At 63.2% G+C, this 17,546-nt stretch carries 14 protein-coding genes; 12 read left to right on the top strand and 2 right to left on the bottom strand.

The features are described 5' to 3' along the window. The first annotated feature begins 3 nt into the window (after nt 1-3). The 12 genes from MU848_RS09085 (at nt 4) to MU848_RS09030 (ending at nt 14,939) form a co-directional block, all read left to right on the top strand. Nucleotides 4-852: an XrtA system polysaccharide deacetylase gene (locus MU848_RS09085; RefSeq protein WP_247231266.1), complete on the top strand. Its 849-nt coding sequence runs from the start codon at nt 4-6 to the stop codon at nt 850-852. Beyond that, entirely contained in the window at nt 849-1,919 is a 1,071-nt protein-coding gene (locus tag MU848_RS09080) for a FemAB family XrtA/PEP-CTERM system-associated protein (RefSeq protein WP_247231264.1), read from the top strand. The genes MU848_RS09085 and MU848_RS09080 overlap by 4 nt, the downstream gene beginning before the upstream one ends. Beyond that, on the top strand, nt 1,916-3,145 hold the full coding sequence (locus tag MU848_RS09075) for a TIGR03087 family PEP-CTERM/XrtA system glycosyltransferase (protein ID WP_247231262.1): 1,230 nt from the start codon (nt 1,916-1,918) through the stop codon (nt 3,143-3,145). Before MU848_RS09080 ends, MU848_RS09075 begins: the two co-directional genes overlap by 4 nt. 26 nt (nt 3,146-3,171) lie before the next feature. Beyond that, entirely contained in the window at nt 3,172-4,677 is a 1,506-nt protein-coding gene (gene xrtA / locus MU848_RS09070) for an exosortase A (protein WP_247231259.1), read from the top strand. 11 nt (nt 4,678-4,688) lie between these two features. Further along, entirely contained in the window at nt 4,689-6,584 is a 1,896-nt protein-coding gene (locus MU848_RS09065) for an XrtA/PEP-CTERM system amidotransferase (RefSeq protein ID WP_247231257.1), read from the top strand. A gap of 105 nt (nt 6,585-6,689) precedes the next feature. Next, nucleotides 6,690-8,039: an exopolysaccharide biosynthesis polyprenyl glycosylphosphotransferase gene (locus tag MU848_RS09060; RefSeq protein WP_247231256.1), complete on the top strand. Its 1,350-nt coding sequence runs from the start codon at nt 6,690-6,692 to the stop codon at nt 8,037-8,039. Then, nucleotides 8,039-9,172, top strand: a complete 1,134-nt coding sequence (locus MU848_RS09055; RefSeq protein ID WP_247231255.1) for a glycosyltransferase — start codon at nt 8,039-8,041, stop codon at nt 9,170-9,172. The genes MU848_RS09060 and MU848_RS09055 overlap by 1 nt, the downstream gene beginning before the upstream one ends. A 62-nt stretch (nt 9,173-9,234) precedes the next feature. Beyond that, a complete protein-coding gene (locus tag MU848_RS09050) occupies nt 9,235-9,987 on the top strand; it encodes a class I SAM-dependent methyltransferase (protein WP_247231254.1) in 753 nt (250 codons plus the stop codon). Nucleotides 9,988-10,016: 29 nt separating this feature from the next. Beyond that, entirely contained in the window at nt 10,017-11,306 is a 1,290-nt protein-coding gene (locus MU848_RS09045; protein WP_247231739.1) for a hypothetical protein, read from the top strand. After that, nucleotides 11,303-12,448 (top strand): glycosyltransferase family 4 protein, encoded by a 1,146-nt coding sequence (locus MU848_RS09040; protein ID WP_247231253.1) that lies wholly within the window; start codon nt 11,303-11,305, stop codon nt 12,446-12,448. Before MU848_RS09045 ends, MU848_RS09040 begins: the two co-directional genes overlap by 4 nt. Then, nucleotides 12,445-13,197 carry an FkbM family methyltransferase gene (locus MU848_RS09035; RefSeq protein ID WP_247231252.1) on the top strand — a complete coding sequence of 251 codons (753 nt, stop codon included), beginning with the start codon at nt 12,445-12,447 and terminating at the stop codon, nt 13,195-13,197. Before MU848_RS09040 ends, MU848_RS09035 begins: the two co-directional genes overlap by 4 nt. Continuing rightward, nucleotides 13,197-14,939 (top strand): MFS transporter, encoded by a 1,743-nt coding sequence (locus MU848_RS09030; protein ID WP_247231251.1) that lies wholly within the window; start codon nt 13,197-13,199, stop codon nt 14,937-14,939. The genes MU848_RS09035 and MU848_RS09030 overlap by 1 nt, the downstream gene beginning before the upstream one ends. Here the strand turns inward: MU848_RS09030 and MU848_RS09025 are convergent. Beyond that, complete coding sequence (locus MU848_RS09025; protein WP_247231250.1) at nt 14,936-16,630, bottom strand: amidohydrolase; 1,695 nt, start codon at nt 16,628-16,630, stop codon at nt 14,936-14,938. The genes MU848_RS09030 and MU848_RS09025 overlap by 4 nt on opposite strands. Continuing rightward, nucleotides 16,627-17,496, bottom strand: a complete 870-nt coding sequence (locus tag MU848_RS09020) for an NAD(P)-dependent oxidoreductase (RefSeq protein ID WP_247231249.1) — start codon at nt 17,494-17,496, stop codon at nt 16,627-16,629. The genes MU848_RS09025 and MU848_RS09020 overlap by 4 nt, the downstream gene beginning before the upstream one ends. Nucleotides 17,497-17,546 lie beyond the last annotated feature (50 nt).

The following is a 17,546-nucleotide window of genomic DNA, read 5'->3' as shown; positions in this document are numbered from 1 at the left end:
ATCATGGTGCTGAATGCCCTGTCGGTCGATGTGGAGGACTGGTTCCATGTCGGCGCCTTTGAGCGGACGATCAGCCGGTCTTCGTGGGACGGACTGACGCACCGGGTTGAGCGCAACACGGATGCCGTGCTGGCCCTGTTCGCCGAAGCAGGAGTCAGCGCGACATTCTTCACGCTGGGGTGGGTGGCGGAGCGCTATCCCGCGTTGATGCGGCGGATCGCGGAGGCGGGGCATGAAGTGGCGAGCCATGGCTATGACCATGCGCGCGTCTTCACATTGAGCCCGGAAGCGTTCCGCGCCGATTTGCGACGGTCGCGCGCGCTGTTGGAGGATGCCAGTAGGCAGCGCGTCATCGGCTATCGCGCGCCGAGCTTTTCGATCGATCATCGCGCGCCCTGGGCGCATGGCATATTGGCGGAGGAAGGCTACCGCTATTCGAGCAGCGTCGCGCCGATCCGGCATGACCATTATGGCTGGCCTGAATCGCCGCGCTTTGCCTGGCGGCCGGTGGCGGGGCAGGATTTGCTTGAGCTGCCAGTGACGACAGCCGAGTTTGGCGGGCGGCGGCTCGCGGCTGGTGGCGGAGGGTTTTTCCGGCTGCTGCCTTATGGCTTTTCGCGCTGGGCGATCCGGCAAGTGAATGGGCGGGAGCAACGGCCTGCGATCATCTATTTCCATCCGTGGGAGATCGATCCCGATCAACCCCGCGTCGCCGGAGCACCGCTCAGGTCGCGCCTGCGCCATTACAGCAACCTGTCCGTCATGGCGGACAAGCTGCGGCGGCTGACCGCCGATTTTGCCTGGACGCGGGTGGATGCGCTGGTCGCTCGCGAGGCGGAGCGCGCGGCATGAGGCTGGATGGTGGGGCCGGTGTGGGCGTGGTCGCGCTGGACCTGGATGATGCGGCACAAGTCGCCGCGGCGGATGCCTTCGTGAAGGGCAGCGCGGACGGAACGCCCTTCCATCGGCCCGCCTGGATCAAGGCCATCGAGCGGGGGACCGGCAACCGTGCATATATGCTGGCCGCAGTGGCTTCGTCCGGGCAGATTGCTGGACTTCTGCCGCTCACGCATATGAAGAGCCGCCTATTTGGGGAGGCTTTGGTGTCTTCGGGCTTTGCCGTCGACGGCGGGATATTGGCTGGCGATCCTGCCATCCATTCGGCACTTGCTTGCGCAGCTGAAGGGCTCGCGCGCGACCGCCGGATCGGTTCGGTCGAACTGCGTGGGGGCTCGTCGCCGGGCGAGCCTTGGTGCGTGCACGAAGGAAGTCATCTCGGCTTCGTCCGGCCGATCGCGCCGGATGATGAGGCCGAGTTGCTCGCGGTGCCGCGCAAGCACCGTGCGGAACTGCGCAAGGCACTGGCTAATCCGGCACTGCGGGCCGAGGTTGGGCGGGACCAACGTCTCGTGCAGGCACATTATGATGTTTATGCGCAGAGCGTGCGTAATCTCGGGACGCCGGTCTTTCCCAAACGCCTGTTTCGCGAAGTGCTGGCGGCGTTCGGCGAGGACGCGGATATTTTGATCGTCTATGAGGGCGACCGGCCGGTTTCGGGAGTGCTGACGCTCTACCATCAGGGGCGGGTCATGCCTTTTTGGGGCGGCGGCGTCGCGGATGCGCGCCGGCTGCGTTCCAACGAACTGATGTATTACCGGCTGATGGGCCACGGGCGGACGCGCGGCATGCGCATCTTTGACTTCGGGCGATCCAAGACGGGGAGCGGGCAGGCTGCATGGAAGAAGAGCTTCGGTTTCGATCCCGTGCCGCTCGCCTATCACAGCTGGTCGGCAACGGGCGAACGGCGCGATATAAACCCCAATAGCGCGCATTATCAGCGCCGCGTGGAGATGTGGAAGAAGCTGCCGCTGCCCATCGCCAACCTGATCGGGCCGTTGATCTCCCGGGGGCTGGGATGACGGGCGAGATCCTCTTCCTTTGCCACCGCATTCCTTTTCCGCCCGATCGGGGCGACAAGATCCGGTCCTACCACATATTGAGGCGGCTTGCGGAGATCGGGCCTGTGCATGTCGGCTGCTTTGCCGATGATGATCGCGATCTGAGCTTCGCACCGGCCATGGCTGACATGACGGCGAGCCAGTGCGTGCTGAAGCGGGACCGGTCCCGCGTCATGGCTGGGCTTGCCGGGCTTGCGAAGCGGCAGTCGATGCTGGTGTCCCTGTTCGATGACCCGCGCCTGCATCGATGGGTGCGGAAGACTTTAGCGGAGCGGCCGATTGCGGCCGTGATGGGATATTCGGTGCAGATGGCGCATTTCGTGCCCGATCTTCCGGAGGGCGTCCGCTTCGTCATGGACTTTGTCGATTTCGACTCCGCCAAATATGCGAGCTATGGCGCGGCAGGCGGCGGGCCCATGGGGTGGATCAACCGGCGCGAAGGACGCGTGCTGCTTGAGTTTGAGCGCGCCACAGCCGCACGCGCCGACATCAGCGCTTTTGTGAGCGAAGCGGAGGCCGCGCTGTTCCGCGCCTCGAGCGGCCTCGACACGGCGCGCGTTGCCGGGATGGATAATGGCGTTGCGCTGGAATATTTCGATCCGGCGGCAGATTTCGACGCGGTCCCCCAGCCTGGCGGTCCACTCATCGTGTTCACAGGACAAATGGACTATCGGCCAAATATCGAGGCGGTGGAGAGCTTCGCGCGCGACAGCTTGCCGGCCTTGCGGGTCCGGCATCCTGAAGCTTGCTTTGCCATTGTCGGGCGCAATCCCTCTCCGCAGGTGAGCGCCTTGTCTCAACTCCCCGGAGTCGTCGTGACCGGTGCGGTGCCCGATGTTCGTGGCTGGCTGGCGGCGGCGGATATCGTGGTCGCGCCGCTGCGGATCGCTCGCGGAATACAAAATAAGGTGCTGGAGGCGATGGCCATGGCGCGGCCGATCGTCGCGTCACCGCAAGCAGCCGAAGGCATCGACGCGCAGGACGGAGTGCATTTTCTCATCGCGGCTGATCCTCTCGAAGAGGTTGACAGCATTTGCGCGCTGCTTGCCGATCCCGAACGTGCCCGGCGGCTGGGCGACGCTGCCCGCTCGCGCGTAGAGCAACGTTACAGGTGGGACGAAACGCTGAAGGACTTGCCGGAGATGCTGTTCGGCCCTTTGCCCGCCAAGGGTATCCTTGCCGCGTGACCGACGGGACGTTGCCCCTGCCGCAAATGCGTAGCGTCGGCGTCGAAGGCTGGCGAGGGCATCTCGCCGCGCTGGGCGTCGTGGCGTTGCTGATCCTGACGCTCTTTCATCGCGACGTGGCGGGGATGGTATCGATCTGGTGGAACGCCTCCACTTTCGGCCATTGCCTCTTCATTCCGTTCCTGATCGCATGGCTGGTGCAGCAGAGACTTCCCGGTTTGCGACAGCTTCGGCCTGTCGCCTGGGCCCCCGGATTGCTCTGGATGGCGTTGGGCGCATTCGCCTGGCTACTTGGAGCGGCGGCGGGCGTAGCGTTGTTCCGCCATGCCGCGATCATCCTGATGTTGCAGGGCAGCGTGGTCACGCTGCTAGGCCCTGCCGTGGCGAGGGCGCTGCTATTCCCTCTTTTCTATGCCTTCTTCATGATTCCGGTGGGGGAGGAACTGGTCGCGCCGCTGCAATTGATCACGGCGCGGCTCTGCATGGTCTTTCTCGGGATCGTCGGCGTTCCCGCGCATCTCGACGGCATCTTCATAACGACGCAGACCGGATATTTCCGGGTGGCAGAAGCCTGTTCGGGCGCGAAGTTCGTGATCGCCATGACCGCCTATGGCGTGCTGGTCTGCAATGTCTGCTTTTCAAGCTGGGTGCGTCGTATCCTCTTCCTGGTGGGCGCGCTGCTGCTGGCGGTGCTGGCCAATGGCCTGCGAGCCTTCGCGACCATATGGGTGGCGCATCTGACGAGCATCGAGACCGCAGTTGGCTTTGACCATGTCATATATGGTTGGGTCTTCTTTGCGATCATCATGGTTGTGGCGATGGCGGTGGCGTGGCCATTCTTTGATCGGCGGCCGGGCGACCCATGGTTCGATCCCGCTAAGTTTCGCGCTACCACCCGCGGCCGCCTTCCGCTCATCGTTGCAGGCGGTGCGGCTAGCGCGTTAGTACTGACCCCTCCCGTTTGGCTGATAGTGAGCGCGGCGGCGAGCAAGCCGCTGCCCGCTGCGCCGCTCCTGCCTCCGGTCAAGGGTTGGGTTCTGACTCCCGCCCAGCCCACCTACCCTTGGAGGCCGCGATTTGATGGAGCGGACTATCTTGTCCTTGGCCGCTACCGGAATCCGGCGGGAGAGGTGGTCGACCTCGCCATCGCCACCTTCGATCGGCAGGATGAGGGGCGCGAGCTTGTCGGCTTCGCTCAGGGCGTGGTCGATCCCGATCAGCGCTGGTCATGGTCGTCCCCTGCGCCCGCTCCCGCCAATGGCCGGGGCGAGCAGATCACTGCACCTGGCCCGGTGGTCCGCCACGCGGTCAGCTTCTACAAGGTCGGAGACGCCGCTGTGACGGGCAGCGCGCCGCGCGTGAAGATCGACACGATGTTCGCCCGGCTGCTTGGCCGCGATCAGCGAGCGGCTGCCATCATCGTTTCGGCCGAAGAGAGGCAGGGCAAGCCCGCTGATCCCGCCATCGCCCTGTTCCTGCAAGACATTGGCGATGTGAAGGATTTGGCTGACCGCAGCCTCGGCATCCGCTAAAGCCCGTTCGCATGTGCGGGGTAGCGGGCATCTTCCATCTTGAAACGGCCAAGCCGGTCGATCCGGCGCGGGTGCGCGCCATGCTGGACGTCATGCCGCATCGCGGGCCGGACGGCAGCGGCGTTTGGACAGCGCCGGGCGTGGGGCTGGGGCATGTGCGCCTTTCGATCATCGACCTTGGCGGGGGGGCACAGCCGATGCTGACCGAGGACGAGAGCCTTGCAGTCACATTCAACGGAGAAATTTACAATTTTGCCGAGGTTCGCGCCGAACTTGAGGCGAAAGGCCATGTGTTCCGCACCGACAGCGATACCGAAGTCATCCTCCACGGCTATCGCCAATGGGGCGAGGCCTGTGTCGAGCGCTTCCATGGCATGTTCGTCTTTGCCCTGTTCGACGCGCGGGCGCAGTCGCTTTGGCTGGTGCGCGATCGGCTGGGGGTCAAGCCTCTGCATTATGCCCAGCTTTCGGATGGCAGCCTGATCTTCGGATCGGAATTGAAGAGCCTTCTTGCCCACCCGTTGCTGCGCCGCGCACCGGATTTGGCTGCGGTCGAAGATTTCATGGCCTATGGCTATGTGCCTGACGACGCGTGCATCGTTGCAGGCGTGCGCAAGCTGGGGGCGGGGCATGCCCTGCGGCTGGTACGCGGGCGGCCCGTGCCGCAGCCGCAGCGCTATTGGGACGTGAGCTTCGCCGAACGCAGCAAGGCAAGGCCGGAGGCTCTTGAGGAAGAACTGGTCGCCCTTATGCGGCAGGCGGTCCGATCGCGGATGGTGTCCGATGTGCCGCTGGGCGCCTTCCTGTCCGGTGGGGTGGACAGTTCCAGCGTCGTGGCGCTGATGGCAGAGGCTTCCAACCAGGCGGTGAAGACCTGCACCATCGGCTTCGATGTCGCGAGCCTGGACGAAAGCGCTTATGCCGACCGGATCGCCCGGCGCTTTGCCACAGATCACCGCATGAGGATCGTGTCGCCTGACGATTATGGTCTGATCGATACGCTTGCCTTTCATTTCGACGAACCTTTTGCTGATGCTTCCGCGCTGCCTACCTACCGGGTGTGCGAACTGGCGCGGGAGAAGGTGACGGTGGCCTTGTCAGGCGACGGCGCGGACGAAGCCTTTGCCGGATATCGCCGCCATCGGTTTCAAATGCAGGGGGAGCGGGTGCGCGCGCTTATCCCCGCATCGGTTCGCGAACCGCTGTTCGGCACGTTGGGCCGCTGGTATCCCAAGGCCGATTGGGCGCCTCGATCGCTGCGGGCGAAGTCCACCTTCCTTGAATTGGCAGGCGAGGGGAGCGAAGCCTATGCGGCGTCCGTCAGCGTTACCCCCCATGCTCTTCGCCAGAAGCTGTTCAGCCAGGACATGCGGAGCCGACTGGGAGCCTATCGGGCGGAGGACCGCTATGTCCGCGCGATGGCGCAGGCGCCCGCGCGTGACCCCTTGGACCGGGCGCAATATGCCGACATTCATATCTGGCTGCCCGGCGACATACTGACCAAGACCGACAGGATGAGCATGGCCGTGGGGCTGGAGGCGCGTGAGCCATTGCTCGATCATCGGCTGGTGGAGTTCGCCGCCCGCCTGCCGGTGGCCCAGCGGATCAGGGGCAACAGTGGCAAATATCTGATGAAGAAGGCGATGGAGCCTTACCTGCCCCACGACATTCTCTATCGTCAGAAAATGGGGTTCGTCACGCCGATCAGCAGCTGGTTCCGGGGGCCTCTGGCGGGTGAGGCGAGTGCCATCGCTGGCGGATCGGCGCTTGCCCGGACGGGCTGGTTCGATGCCAAGGCGCTGGGGCGCATCGCGGCCGATCACAAGGCCGGAATGGCGGATCATGGTCGCCTGCTTTGGCAATTACTGATGCTGGACAAGTCGCTCGCCCGTTTGTTCGGGCTCTGACCGCCGCGCAGACGGTTGGCGACACGGGCCCTTCATGCAAAACCTTGCATGCAAGTCATACCGGTGCCAACGGAGCGGGCGGGTCAAGGGCAAGCAAGGACGCAAGTGACAGTTTCGAAGGAAATCGTTCGGGCGCGACTTTATCTGCTGTGCCTCCTTGGAGACTTGGCGGGGCTGTTCCTGTCTTTCCTGCTGGCGAACTGGTTCGTGCTCGGCGCGCTGCTCGGCGAGCCGGGGAAGCCGCATGGTCTGGTCATGTTCGCCATGGTAGCGCCGCTCTACATCTTGCTGGCGGTGCAAGGCGGTGCTTACGGCATTCATATGCTGGACGACATCCGGCGTGGCATCTTTCGCGGGCTGCTGGCCTTGGCGCAAGCGGCCTTGCTGATGCTGCTGGTGGTCTATCTCGGCAAGATCGCTGAACAGCTTTCCCGTTTGACCTTCATCACCGGCCTTGGCTTTTCCGCCGTCAGCGTGGCGCTGGTGCGCCTGGCGATTGCCCGGCTTGGGGCTCGTTTGCTGGGCGAGGTGCCGCATCTCACTGCCGTCATCCGGGATGGCGTGGACATCGAGACTGGCGCGCACATGGAAGTGATCGACGCTGCTGCCGCGAACCTGCGTCCTGGCCGCCACGATGCCGACATGGCGGCACGACTGGCGGCGGCTGTCGGCATGGCGGAGCGCGTGATCGTCGCATGTCCGATGGAGCGGATGAGCGACTGGTCGGTGGCGCTCAAATCTCTTTCCGCGCGCGGGGAAATCGTGGTCCCGGAACTGCTGCGCTTCGCCCCGGCGCGCGTGGATGAGTTCGACGGCCAACCGACCATCATCGTTGCTGGCGGTCCCTTCCAGTTCCGCGACCGCATCATCAAGCGGATTTTCGACATCATCGTCGCGACTGTCGCGACCATCATCATGTCGCCTGTGTTGATCACTGCCGCGCTGTCGGTGAAACTGACCAGTCCCGGCCCGATCCTCTTCAAGCAGCCGCGCATCGGGCGCGATGCCCGGCCGTTCAGCATCTACAAGTTCCGGTCGATGCGGATCGAGGCGGCCGATCACAATGCGGACAAGCTGACGGCGCGTGACGACGATCGGGTGACGCCGGTCGGGCGTTTCCTGCGTCGTACCAGCATCGATGAACTGCCGCAGCTGTTCAATGTGCTGCGCGGCGACATGAGCATCGTGGGACCGCGTCCCCATGCCGCGGCGGCGAGAGCGGGCGACAGCCTTTATTGGGAAGTCGATGAGCGCTATTGGGAGCGGCATTGCATCAAACCCGGCATGACCGGCCTTGCCCAGGTTCGCGGCCATCGCGGATCGACCGACCATCATCAGGACCTGATCGACCGGCTCCAGTCGGACCTTGAATATGTGACGAAATGGTCGATCTGGCGCGACCTGCGGATCATCGTCGCGACCATCGGCGTGCTCGTGCATCACAAGGCCTATTGATGAGTGCGCTGGACCTGACCCTTTTGCTTATCCTTTTCGCCTCCATCGTGGCGCTGCTTTGGCCGTTTCTGTTCTATCCGCTGATCCTGCGCGCTCTGCCTACTAAGCCGGAGGCACTCCGAGCGGGTGCTGCCCCCTCAGCTTCGCTGCTTTTCTGCGCCTATAATGAGGCTGCGGCGATGCCCGAGAAGCTCGCCAATCTCGCAATGTTGAAGTGCCTCCATCCAGACCTGGAGATCCTGGCGTTCGATGATGGATCGTCCGATGAAACGGCGGCCCTGATCGCCGCAGAGGGCGATCTGGTCACGCTGATCCGGGGACCAGGTCGCAGTGGCAAGGCGCATGGCATGAAGCAATTGGCGGCGCGCGCTACAGGTGACGTCCTGATCTTCACGGACGCCAATGTGATGTTGGATGAACGAGCGATCGGCAATCTTCTCGCCCGCTATGCCGATCCGCAGGTGGGTGGGGTGCTCGGCTCGCTGCACTATATGGGTGAAGGGGACAGCGCGACGGCATCGGTGGGTTCGCTCTATTGGCGGATCGAGGAGCGTTTGAAGGACGAGGAATCGCGCACCGGCAATGTGCTGGGCGCGGACGGATCGATCTTTTCCATCCGTCGCAGCCTCTATCCCGTCTTCCCCGATAGCGTGCTTGATGACCTGACGGTGTCGATGGCGGTGGTGTTTGCGGGCGCGCGTCTGGTCAAGGCCAAGGATGTTATCGCCAGGGAAAGGCTGGTTGCGGGCAGAGGCGATGAATATCGTCGGAAGGTCCGCATTGCCGCACGGGCCTGGCACACGCATCAGCATCTTCGGCCTCAGCTTCGGCGCATGGGGGCGCTCGACCGCTTCAAATATGCGTCGCGCAAGATCATCAGGTGGTTCGGGGGCGTGTTCATCCTGACCGGCGGGCTTGCGGCCTTGTCGCTGGCGTTGAGAATATCCCCTCTGCTGGCGCTTGCCGCGGCGTTCTTCGCCTTGCTTCTGTTGATGCTCGGGATGCGGGCCAAGTCGGGCCCAATAGCCGCTCTGACAGACATTCTCATCGCTTATGCGGCCACGCTTCAGGGGGTAATGAAGGCCATGTCGGGCCGCACCGTCACCATCTGGAATCCCGCCAAGTCACGCTGATCCCTCTCGCCAAAGGCCGGGCATGATGTATAGGCCCTCCCAATGCTGATCGGAGCCAAGGCGTGATTACTTTCCAGCGGGTGGCAAAGGCCGCCGGCAAGCATCTGACCCGGACCATGCTCGTCTTGCGCAAGGCGATAGGTGCGCGCGCCAATCGGGCGTGCACGGCTTGCGGCCAGTCGGTCGTCGGCTTCTTCCGCTATGGCGACAATGCGGAATGGGGTTGCCCCAACTGTGGCGCCTCGCCACGCGAGCGGCTGATGAACCTTCTGATCGCGGAAAAGACTCTCACGGTCCCGGAACAAGGCGCCATTCTGCACATGGCGCCCAACGAAGGCAGCCTGGTCCGTCGCTTTTCGACCGCCGCCGACTATGTGCCAGCCGACCTTGATCCGGCGCGCTATTCCGTCCCGGGCATGCGCCGCGTTGACCTGATGGCGCTGGCCGATGCGGACCGCTATGACCTGTTCTACGCCAGCCATGTCATGGAGCATGTGCCGGACGATCAAGCCGTCCTGCGCAATATCTATCGAGCGCTCAAGCCCGGTGGTGAAGCCTGGCTGATCGTGCCCTTGTGGGACAAGCCGACTGAGGACGGCAGTTTCGACATCCCGCCGCGTGAACGGGAACGGCGATTTGGTCAGTGGGACCATGTTCGCCAATATGGACTCGACTTCGCGGACCGCATCCGGGATGCGGGGTTCCAGCTGGAAGAGATCGACGCAAGCGGCATCGATGCCGACACACGCCATTTCTTCGCGCTCGACGATCGCCTGTTTCGTGCCCGCAAGCCGGTGGGAAGCACCGCGGGGTGAGCGCGCTGCTCGGCAGGACCATCACCAGGATGGAAGGGTCCGCCCGCTTCATCGCGCTCATCAAGCTTGCCAATGTCGGGCTGACGCTGATCTGGGGATTTGCTGTCACTTATGTTTTCGTGCGTGTCCTGCCGCTGCGCGAATTTCAGGCGTTCCTGCTGCTGGTCGCCTTTGGCAACTTCACCATTTCAGCCGAATTTGGCCTGACCAGCATCATTTATGCCCGGCTGCGGCGCTACTGGCTGGCCCATGGGGAGGGGAGTGCTGATGGCTTCCGGCTTGAGGAGATGGGCGTCCTTTTCCTGTTCCTCGCCATGCTGATACTTGGCGGTGTCGTGATCCTGCTGGTCGCGCTTGTGGCTGGCGGGCTCGATACGACGATGCCGCTTCTGTTCATCCTCTTCTTCCTTTCCGCCTGCATCAACTTGCCCGCCTTGCTCGCCAAAAGAGCGCTGGCGGCGGTGGACGGGAATTTCATCTGGGAAATGCTGGATTGCGTGCGGCGGCTGATGACGATCGCATTGCTGCTGCTGATCCTGAAAGGATTGGACGCGCGCCTGTCGGTTGCGCTGCAAATTTTGATCAGCCTGACCGTGATCGGATATGCCATCGCGCTGGTGCATCGCCGGTTGGGGATGACGGCGCAGGACTGGCTCGCCTTCAGCCGGGGTGGGACGCATGTGCGCACCCATTATCTGCAGGATATCGGCGCATCGGCGTTGTTCACCATCTCGGAGATCGTCGCCTATAACGCGCCCTATTTTACCATAGCGGCTGCCACCCACGACGCCCGGCCGATGCTGCTCTTCGACTTTTTCTTCAAGATGTCGCGGGCGCTTTCCATGGCCATCCGGGCGATGGTGGAAGCCGCGCTTCCCCGCATAACCCGCGCCTTTCATACCGGAGAACCCGCTCGACTGCGTCAGTTGCTGATCCGCGCTTTGTCAGTTGCTGTCGTCTTTGCGCTCACCGCTTCGGTTGCGCTCCTGCTGGTTGGGCGATGGATTTTCACCAAACTCTTTGCGGGCCGCGCCGCCATCGGCATGGTCGACCTGTTGCTCATCGATGGAGCCTTGCTGGCGCTCACCATGATCTGCGTTTCCGTCTATGTTCAGGCTGCGTTGGGACGATTTTCCCATCTGCTCAAGCGCTCGCTACCATTCCTTGCCGGATCGCTGCTCAGCGTGCCGCTGGCCATGCTGTTCGGGGATTGGTTCGACCGGGGGTTCCTCGCGCTCTACGCGCTGACGATGATCCTGGTTGCCGCGCTACACGCGCTTTCCTTACGCCGCCTCCTGGCTGAAACGGCCGCGCGATGAAGGTTGCGATGATCGATCCGTCGCTCTTTACTGGGCGATATGATGACAGTCTGTGCGCGGCCTTGGCCGGCCAGGGCGCTGACGTGGCCCTGTTCGGACGGCCAATGCGCCAGACGGATGCCATCACGCCGGAAGGATATCGCTACGAGCCGCACTATTTCCGGCGGAGCGAGGCGCTGCGCACAAGACTGGGCGAGGGGAAGGCTTTCCGGCTGCTCAAGGCCGCCGAATATGGCACGGATTGCGCTTTTGGTCGGACCAGCGCTCTGGCAGCAGCAGATGTCGCTCATTTCCAGTGGTTGCCGCTCGCGCCCGCCGACCGCCTGCTCCTGCGCCGTTTGAAGGGGCGGGTGGCGCTGGTCCATACGGTCCACAATGCGGATGCCTATCATGCGGATGCTGGTGTGCAGGGCAGGGGATATCGCGCTTTGCTCGACATGTTCGATGCGCTGATCGTGCATGGCGATACGACCCGCGAGGCACTGGAGGCGCAGGGCATCGCTTCGGCGCGCATCCATGTTACGCCGCACCCTCCGATGCGCCTTGCTTCAGCCGGTGCCGCAGATCTGGCCGCCATCGCCGACCCTTCCATGCCGCGCTTGCTCTTCTTCGGCACGATCAGGCCCTATAAGGGCATCGACATATTGGTCGAAGCATGCCTCTCGCTCTGGCGGGCTGGTCATGTCTTCGAACTGGTCCTTGCCGGGAAACCCTTCATGGACATCGGCCCGCTGCTCGACAGCGTGAACAAGGCGGGCTTTGGCAACCGGCTGATCACCGATCTTGGCTTCCTCTCCGAGCATCGGCTCGACGGCCATATGGCGAAGGCGGATGCCATCATCTTTCCCTATCGCCATATCGATTCCAGCGGTGCGTTCCTTTCGGCTCTGCATCATGGCAAGGCGATGGTGACATCGGACGTGGGCATGTTCGCGGCTCTGCCCGAAGACGTGGCGATCCGTACAAAGGCCGGAAATCCGGCCGATCTTGCTCAAGCCCTCTTGCGGCTCTTCCAAAGCCCCGCCATCAGGCAGACAGCTGGCGCGGCGGCACGCGCCTATGGTGAGAATATGGGCAGTTGGAAGGACATGGCCTTGGCAACGATCGGCATCTACCGCTCAGTTATGGCCACGCGCGGATGAGCCGATATGTTCGCGAACTGGCCGACCGCGCGCTGGCGGTGCGCCTCGCCATTGCGGGCCGTGTGCACCAATATCCTGAAATTCAGGCGCTTCGCCGCTTCCTCTCCGCTTTTGCGATCGATTGCGTGTTTGACGTGGGCGCCAACCGCGGGCAATATGCGACCATGTTGCGCAAGGATGCGGGCTTTTCCGGCACGATCCTGTCCTTCGAACCCAATCCCGATATTTTCGAAGAACTGTCCCGCCGGGCGGCATCCGATCGCAAATGGCGTGTTTTCAACCTGGCCTTGTCCGACTTTGACGGGCCAGCCAGCTTCAACATCATGGCGGCCGATCAGTTCAGCTCACTCAAGAAGCCCTCGGATGAGCAGGATGCGATCTTTGCCGATCGCAATCGTGTCACGCGCACAGTCGAGATGCAGTGCAGGCGGATCGATCGGCTTTTCCCAGAGCTTCAGGCTGAGCATGGCTTTTCGCGCCCCTTTCTGAAGATGGATACGCAGGGCCATGACCTGTCGGTGTGCGAAGGCGCGGGCGCGCTGATCTCCAACATGGCGGGCGTGCAAACAGAACTTGGCGTGCGGCCCATCTATGAAGGCGGGACCAGCTATCGCGCCATGATCGACTGGTTGGAAGAGAGAGGCTTCATGCCGTCGGCCTTCTTCGCCAACAACAAGGGGCATTTCCCCCTCCTCGTCGAAATGGACGGCGTTTTCGTCAACCGGGCGCTGCTCCCGCAAGGAAGCTGATGTACGCGCCACCAGTCCGATCTGTTGATGCCCGGCGCCTATTTCTGGCGGGCGCGATCGGCCTTGCCTTATGGGTGGGCGCGACGTTCCTGTGGCATGTGACATATCGGCAGGGCGTCAGCCTGGCTGTCATCCTGTTTCTGGATCAGGATTTTCCGGCGCTCCTGGGTGGCCTCTTCCTGATGGCTCTGGCTGCCCCTCTTGCGGAAGGGATGGGATTTCGCCTACCCAGGCCGCGCGCGCGCGTGATCGTGCCGCTGATAGTAGTCTTCGGCCTCATCGCCTGGGCCGGTCATTATTGGCTGTTCCAGAATTATGCGATCTCGCGCGATGAGGAAGTGGCACGCTTTGCCGCTGCCTATATGCGCGAAGGCTTGCTCGCCCGACCGATCCCCGCCGAATGGGAGCCCTATCGGCGTGCGATCATGCCGGAGTTTTTCTCTCCCTTCGGCGCTGCGGATTATTGGACCGCCGCTTATCTGCCGGTGAACAGCGCGATCCAGGCGCTGTTCTGGCGGATGGGGGATCCTAACCTTGCGGGTCCTGCACTGTTGATCGCGGGGCTTTTCGCCCTGTGGCGCGTGGCGCTGCATCTCTTTCCGACGCGGGGCGATGCTGTTTGGGTGACAATGCTGCTGGCGTTGTCGTCTACGCAGCTGTGGGTCACGGCGATGACCCCCTATGCCATGACTGGCCATTTCGCGCTCAACATGATCTGGCTCGCGCTGGTCCTGCGGGGGGGCATTGTGGGGCATGTCAGCGCGGGTGCAGTGGCACTGCTCGCCGCAGGGCTGCACCAATGGCATTTTCCGCCGATTTTCATCGCGCCCTTCATCTTGTGGATGCTGTTGTCGCGCCGCTGGGCGGTGGCCGCCTTTCACATCCTCGTCCTGGTTGCCATCGTTATCGTCTGGGCAAAGCTATGGCCGGGTTTCCTCGTCCAACTGCTTGGCCCCGCATCCGATGTACGACCATCCGCAGGGGTCGCGGACAAGGTCGGCAGCTTGTTTGAACGTTTGGGGGACCGGTGGCAGCCGCTGGTCAATCTCAGCCGCTTCGCCGCATGGAATAACATATTGATGGTGCCGCTTGCCGCGTTGGGCGTGACGGCGATGAAGTGGCGCAACGCGCTCCGAGGCCAGGAGATCGCGCTTCCGCTGGCGCTTGGATGCTTTGCCGGTTGCGCGTTGGCGTTGGCGCAGGGCTATGGCTGGGGGTTTCGCTATGCCCATGGCTTCATCGGGCCGTTCTGCCTGCTGGCAGGGCTTGGATGGGCCCGCTTTCGACCAGCGGCGATGCGGCCGCTCTATCTGGGCGTCGTGATCACGCTGGTCATGAGCGCCTTTCTGGTCTGGCGGACCCATGTTTTCGTTGCGCCCTATGCCGCCAGCCACCGCATGATCGACGCGTCGCAAGCCGACGTCGTCCTGGTTGACCCCCGCGGTGGCCTGTATGTTACCGATCTGGTGCGTGGGCGAGACGGAGTGCCGGGACGGCCGATGGTCATGAACCTCGGCATGCTGACGTTGGAACAGGTGGACGGCCTTTGCCAACATTATGTCGTGGAGCTGTTTGATCGGGCTGAGTTCCGGCCGCTCGGCGTGCCGCTCGCCCGCTGGAACCTTGGGCGCATGGATGCGCTGCGCGCCCATATGAAAGCGGTGGGCTGCGACAAGCCCGTCCTTCCGCCATTGGTGGAAACGATCGATGAGGCGATGAAAGCTTCGGGCGACGTGCTCTAGGGCTTGCTGCCCTTCATATAGACCCGTTTGCCGCCGATCCAGGTTTCCAGAACCTGCGTGGCCCGTACTTCGTTGGGACGAGCGACGGAAATATCCCGGTCTATCAGGATGAAATCGGCCCGCTGTCCGGGGATCAGGCTACCGAACCGCTTTTCGGCAAAGCCTGCAAAGGCCGCCTGCCGCGTGTAGCCGTCGAGTGCGGCGTCGAAGCTTACGCGTTGCTGGGGCGTCCATCCGCCAGCGGGTTCACCCGAGCCGTCTTCCCGACTCATCGCTACTGCCATGCCGGCGAACGGGTTGGGTGTCGTAACGGGTGCGCCCGATCCGAATGCCAGCGGGACCCTGTTGTCGAGCATCGTCTTCCAGGCATAGCCGCCGCTCACTCTCTTTTCCCCCAGACGTGCTACCGATACGCGCCAATCGGTCGCCAACCGCGCAGGTTGCATTGACGCAATGACGCCATTTTGCCCGAAGCGGGGCAGGTCGGCGGGATCGACGATGGCTGCCTGCTCGATCCGCCAGCGCCTGTCGCCCTTGTAGGTCAGCGCGAGCTCCGTGATCGCGTCCAGCACCTCGCTATTCGCTGCATCGCCCGTGGCATCGACGGCGATCTGGAAATTGTCCATCGCCGCGCGGCTCATCATGTTGCGCATCTGCGTCGAGGGGGTCAGCGAATATCCACGCTGCCCGGGCGCGTCCGCATAGTCGGCCTTGAGCCACGCCCCGCGCGAGGCCAGCGATCCATCCAGTTCGAGCTTCAGCCCGCCCATGCGCAGCCGGTCCTCATAAAGCCATGGCGTAGGCTCAGGTCCTGCGATCAGCACCATATTGTCGAGGCCCTGCGCATAGGAGATGATCCGCACCCGCAGCGCGCCGCGATCAGCCGACCGGCGGAACGCCTGCCAATCCTCGATCGTCGTGCCCATGTCGGCGATGCCGGTGACGCCATTGGCCAGCAGTAACTGCTGCGCCTTTTCCAGCGCGATGTCCCGGTCTTTAGGGGCGGGCGGGGGCACCACCCGTTGGATCATGTCCATCGCCTTGCCCACGAACACGCCAGACGGCTTGCCTCCGGCCATTTCGATCCGGCCGCCGACTGGCGCCTTGCTCCCCGCGCTTATGTTGGCAGCCCTCATCGCAGCCGAGTTGGCCCAGCCCGCCTGACCGTCAGCGCTTTCCAGCCAGACCGGCACGTCAGCCGTGGCAACATCGAGTTCAGCAGAGGTCGGAGCGCGATTGAGCCCCCAACGTTCCGCGCTCCAGCCCCGCCCGATTATCCATTTCCGCCCGCTATTGGCGGCGACATACTCCCTTATCTTGGCCTGCGCCTCTGCCAGTGATCGCGTGTCGGAAAGGTCGAGTGTTACCTGCGTCAGTCCCAGCGCCATGACATGGCCATGCGCATCGATGAGGCCAGGGATCAGCGTCTTCCCGCCGCCATCCAACTGAAAGTCCAGCCCCTTGGGCCAGGTCTCGCCCTTCTTGAGCTTCTTTTTGCGGGGCGGCGCTTCATAGCGGCCCGGCAACAGCCTCTCGACCTTGCCTTCATCGTCGATCAGCAGCGCGCGAAAGCGCACCGTGCGTCCATTGGCGTCGACGGCGATGCCGTTCACATTGTCTATGACACCGGACGCGAATGCGGGGAACGGCAGAGCAAGCGCGGTGACGGCCGCCAAAAGGGCTCGCTTCATGCCTTGGTGATCCGCCTGACCAGCGCGCTTGTATCCTGCCGGTTGCCGCCCATGGCCTGCACATCGGCATAGAATTGATCAACCAATGCGGTCACGGGCAGGGTCGCACCATTGGCGCGCGCTTCTTCAAGGGCAAGGCCAAGATCCTTGCGCATCCAATCAATGGCGAAGCCGAAATCGAAACTGTCCTGAGCCATGGTCTTCCAACGATTTTCCATCTGCCAACTCTGCGCCGCGCCCCCCGATACAGCTTCGAAGACCTTGTCCAGATCGAGTTCGGCTGCTTGAGCGAAGCGCAGCGCTTCGGAAAGCCCCTGCAGAACGCCGGCTATGCAGATCTGGTTCACCATTTTGGTTGTCTGGCCCGCGCCTGCGCCGCCGACATGCACGATGCGCGCGGCATAGCTTTGCATGACGATCCTCGCCGCTTCGACAGCAGGCCCGGTTCCACCGCACATGATGGAGAGGCGGCCATTCTCCGCGCCCGCCTGTCCCCCTGAAACCGGGGCATCGACGCAATGCAGTCCCCGGCTTTCGCCTTCGACGAACAGCTGCCGTGCAATCCGCGCAGATACGGTGGTGTGATCTATGAAGAGGCTGCCCGGCTTCATCGAGCGGAATGCGCCTTCCTTGCCGAGAGTCACTTGCGAAAGGTCATCGTCATTACCGACGCAGCTGATCACGATCTCGGCCTCTTCCGCCGCCTTGGCCGGGCTGACGGCGACGCCGCCGCCATAGGCCTCCGCCCATTGCTTCGCCTTGCCGATCGACCGGTTATAGACGGTCAGCTGGTGCCCGGCCTTCGCCAGATGTCCGGCGACGGGGCCGCCCATGACGCCCAGACCGATAAACGCGATATTAGCCATATGCCTCGTACAGTTAGCCGCGTGGCCTTTTGCCATAGGGCGAGATTTCG

The sequence above is a fragment of the Sphingobium agri genome (assembly GCF_023051225.1).
Lineage (GTDB): Bacteria > Pseudomonadota > Alphaproteobacteria > Sphingomonadales > Sphingomonadaceae > Sphingobium > Sphingobium agri.
The sequence above is the reverse complement of the archived record's forward strand: the minus strand, read 5'-3'. Positions and strand labels throughout refer to the sequence as shown.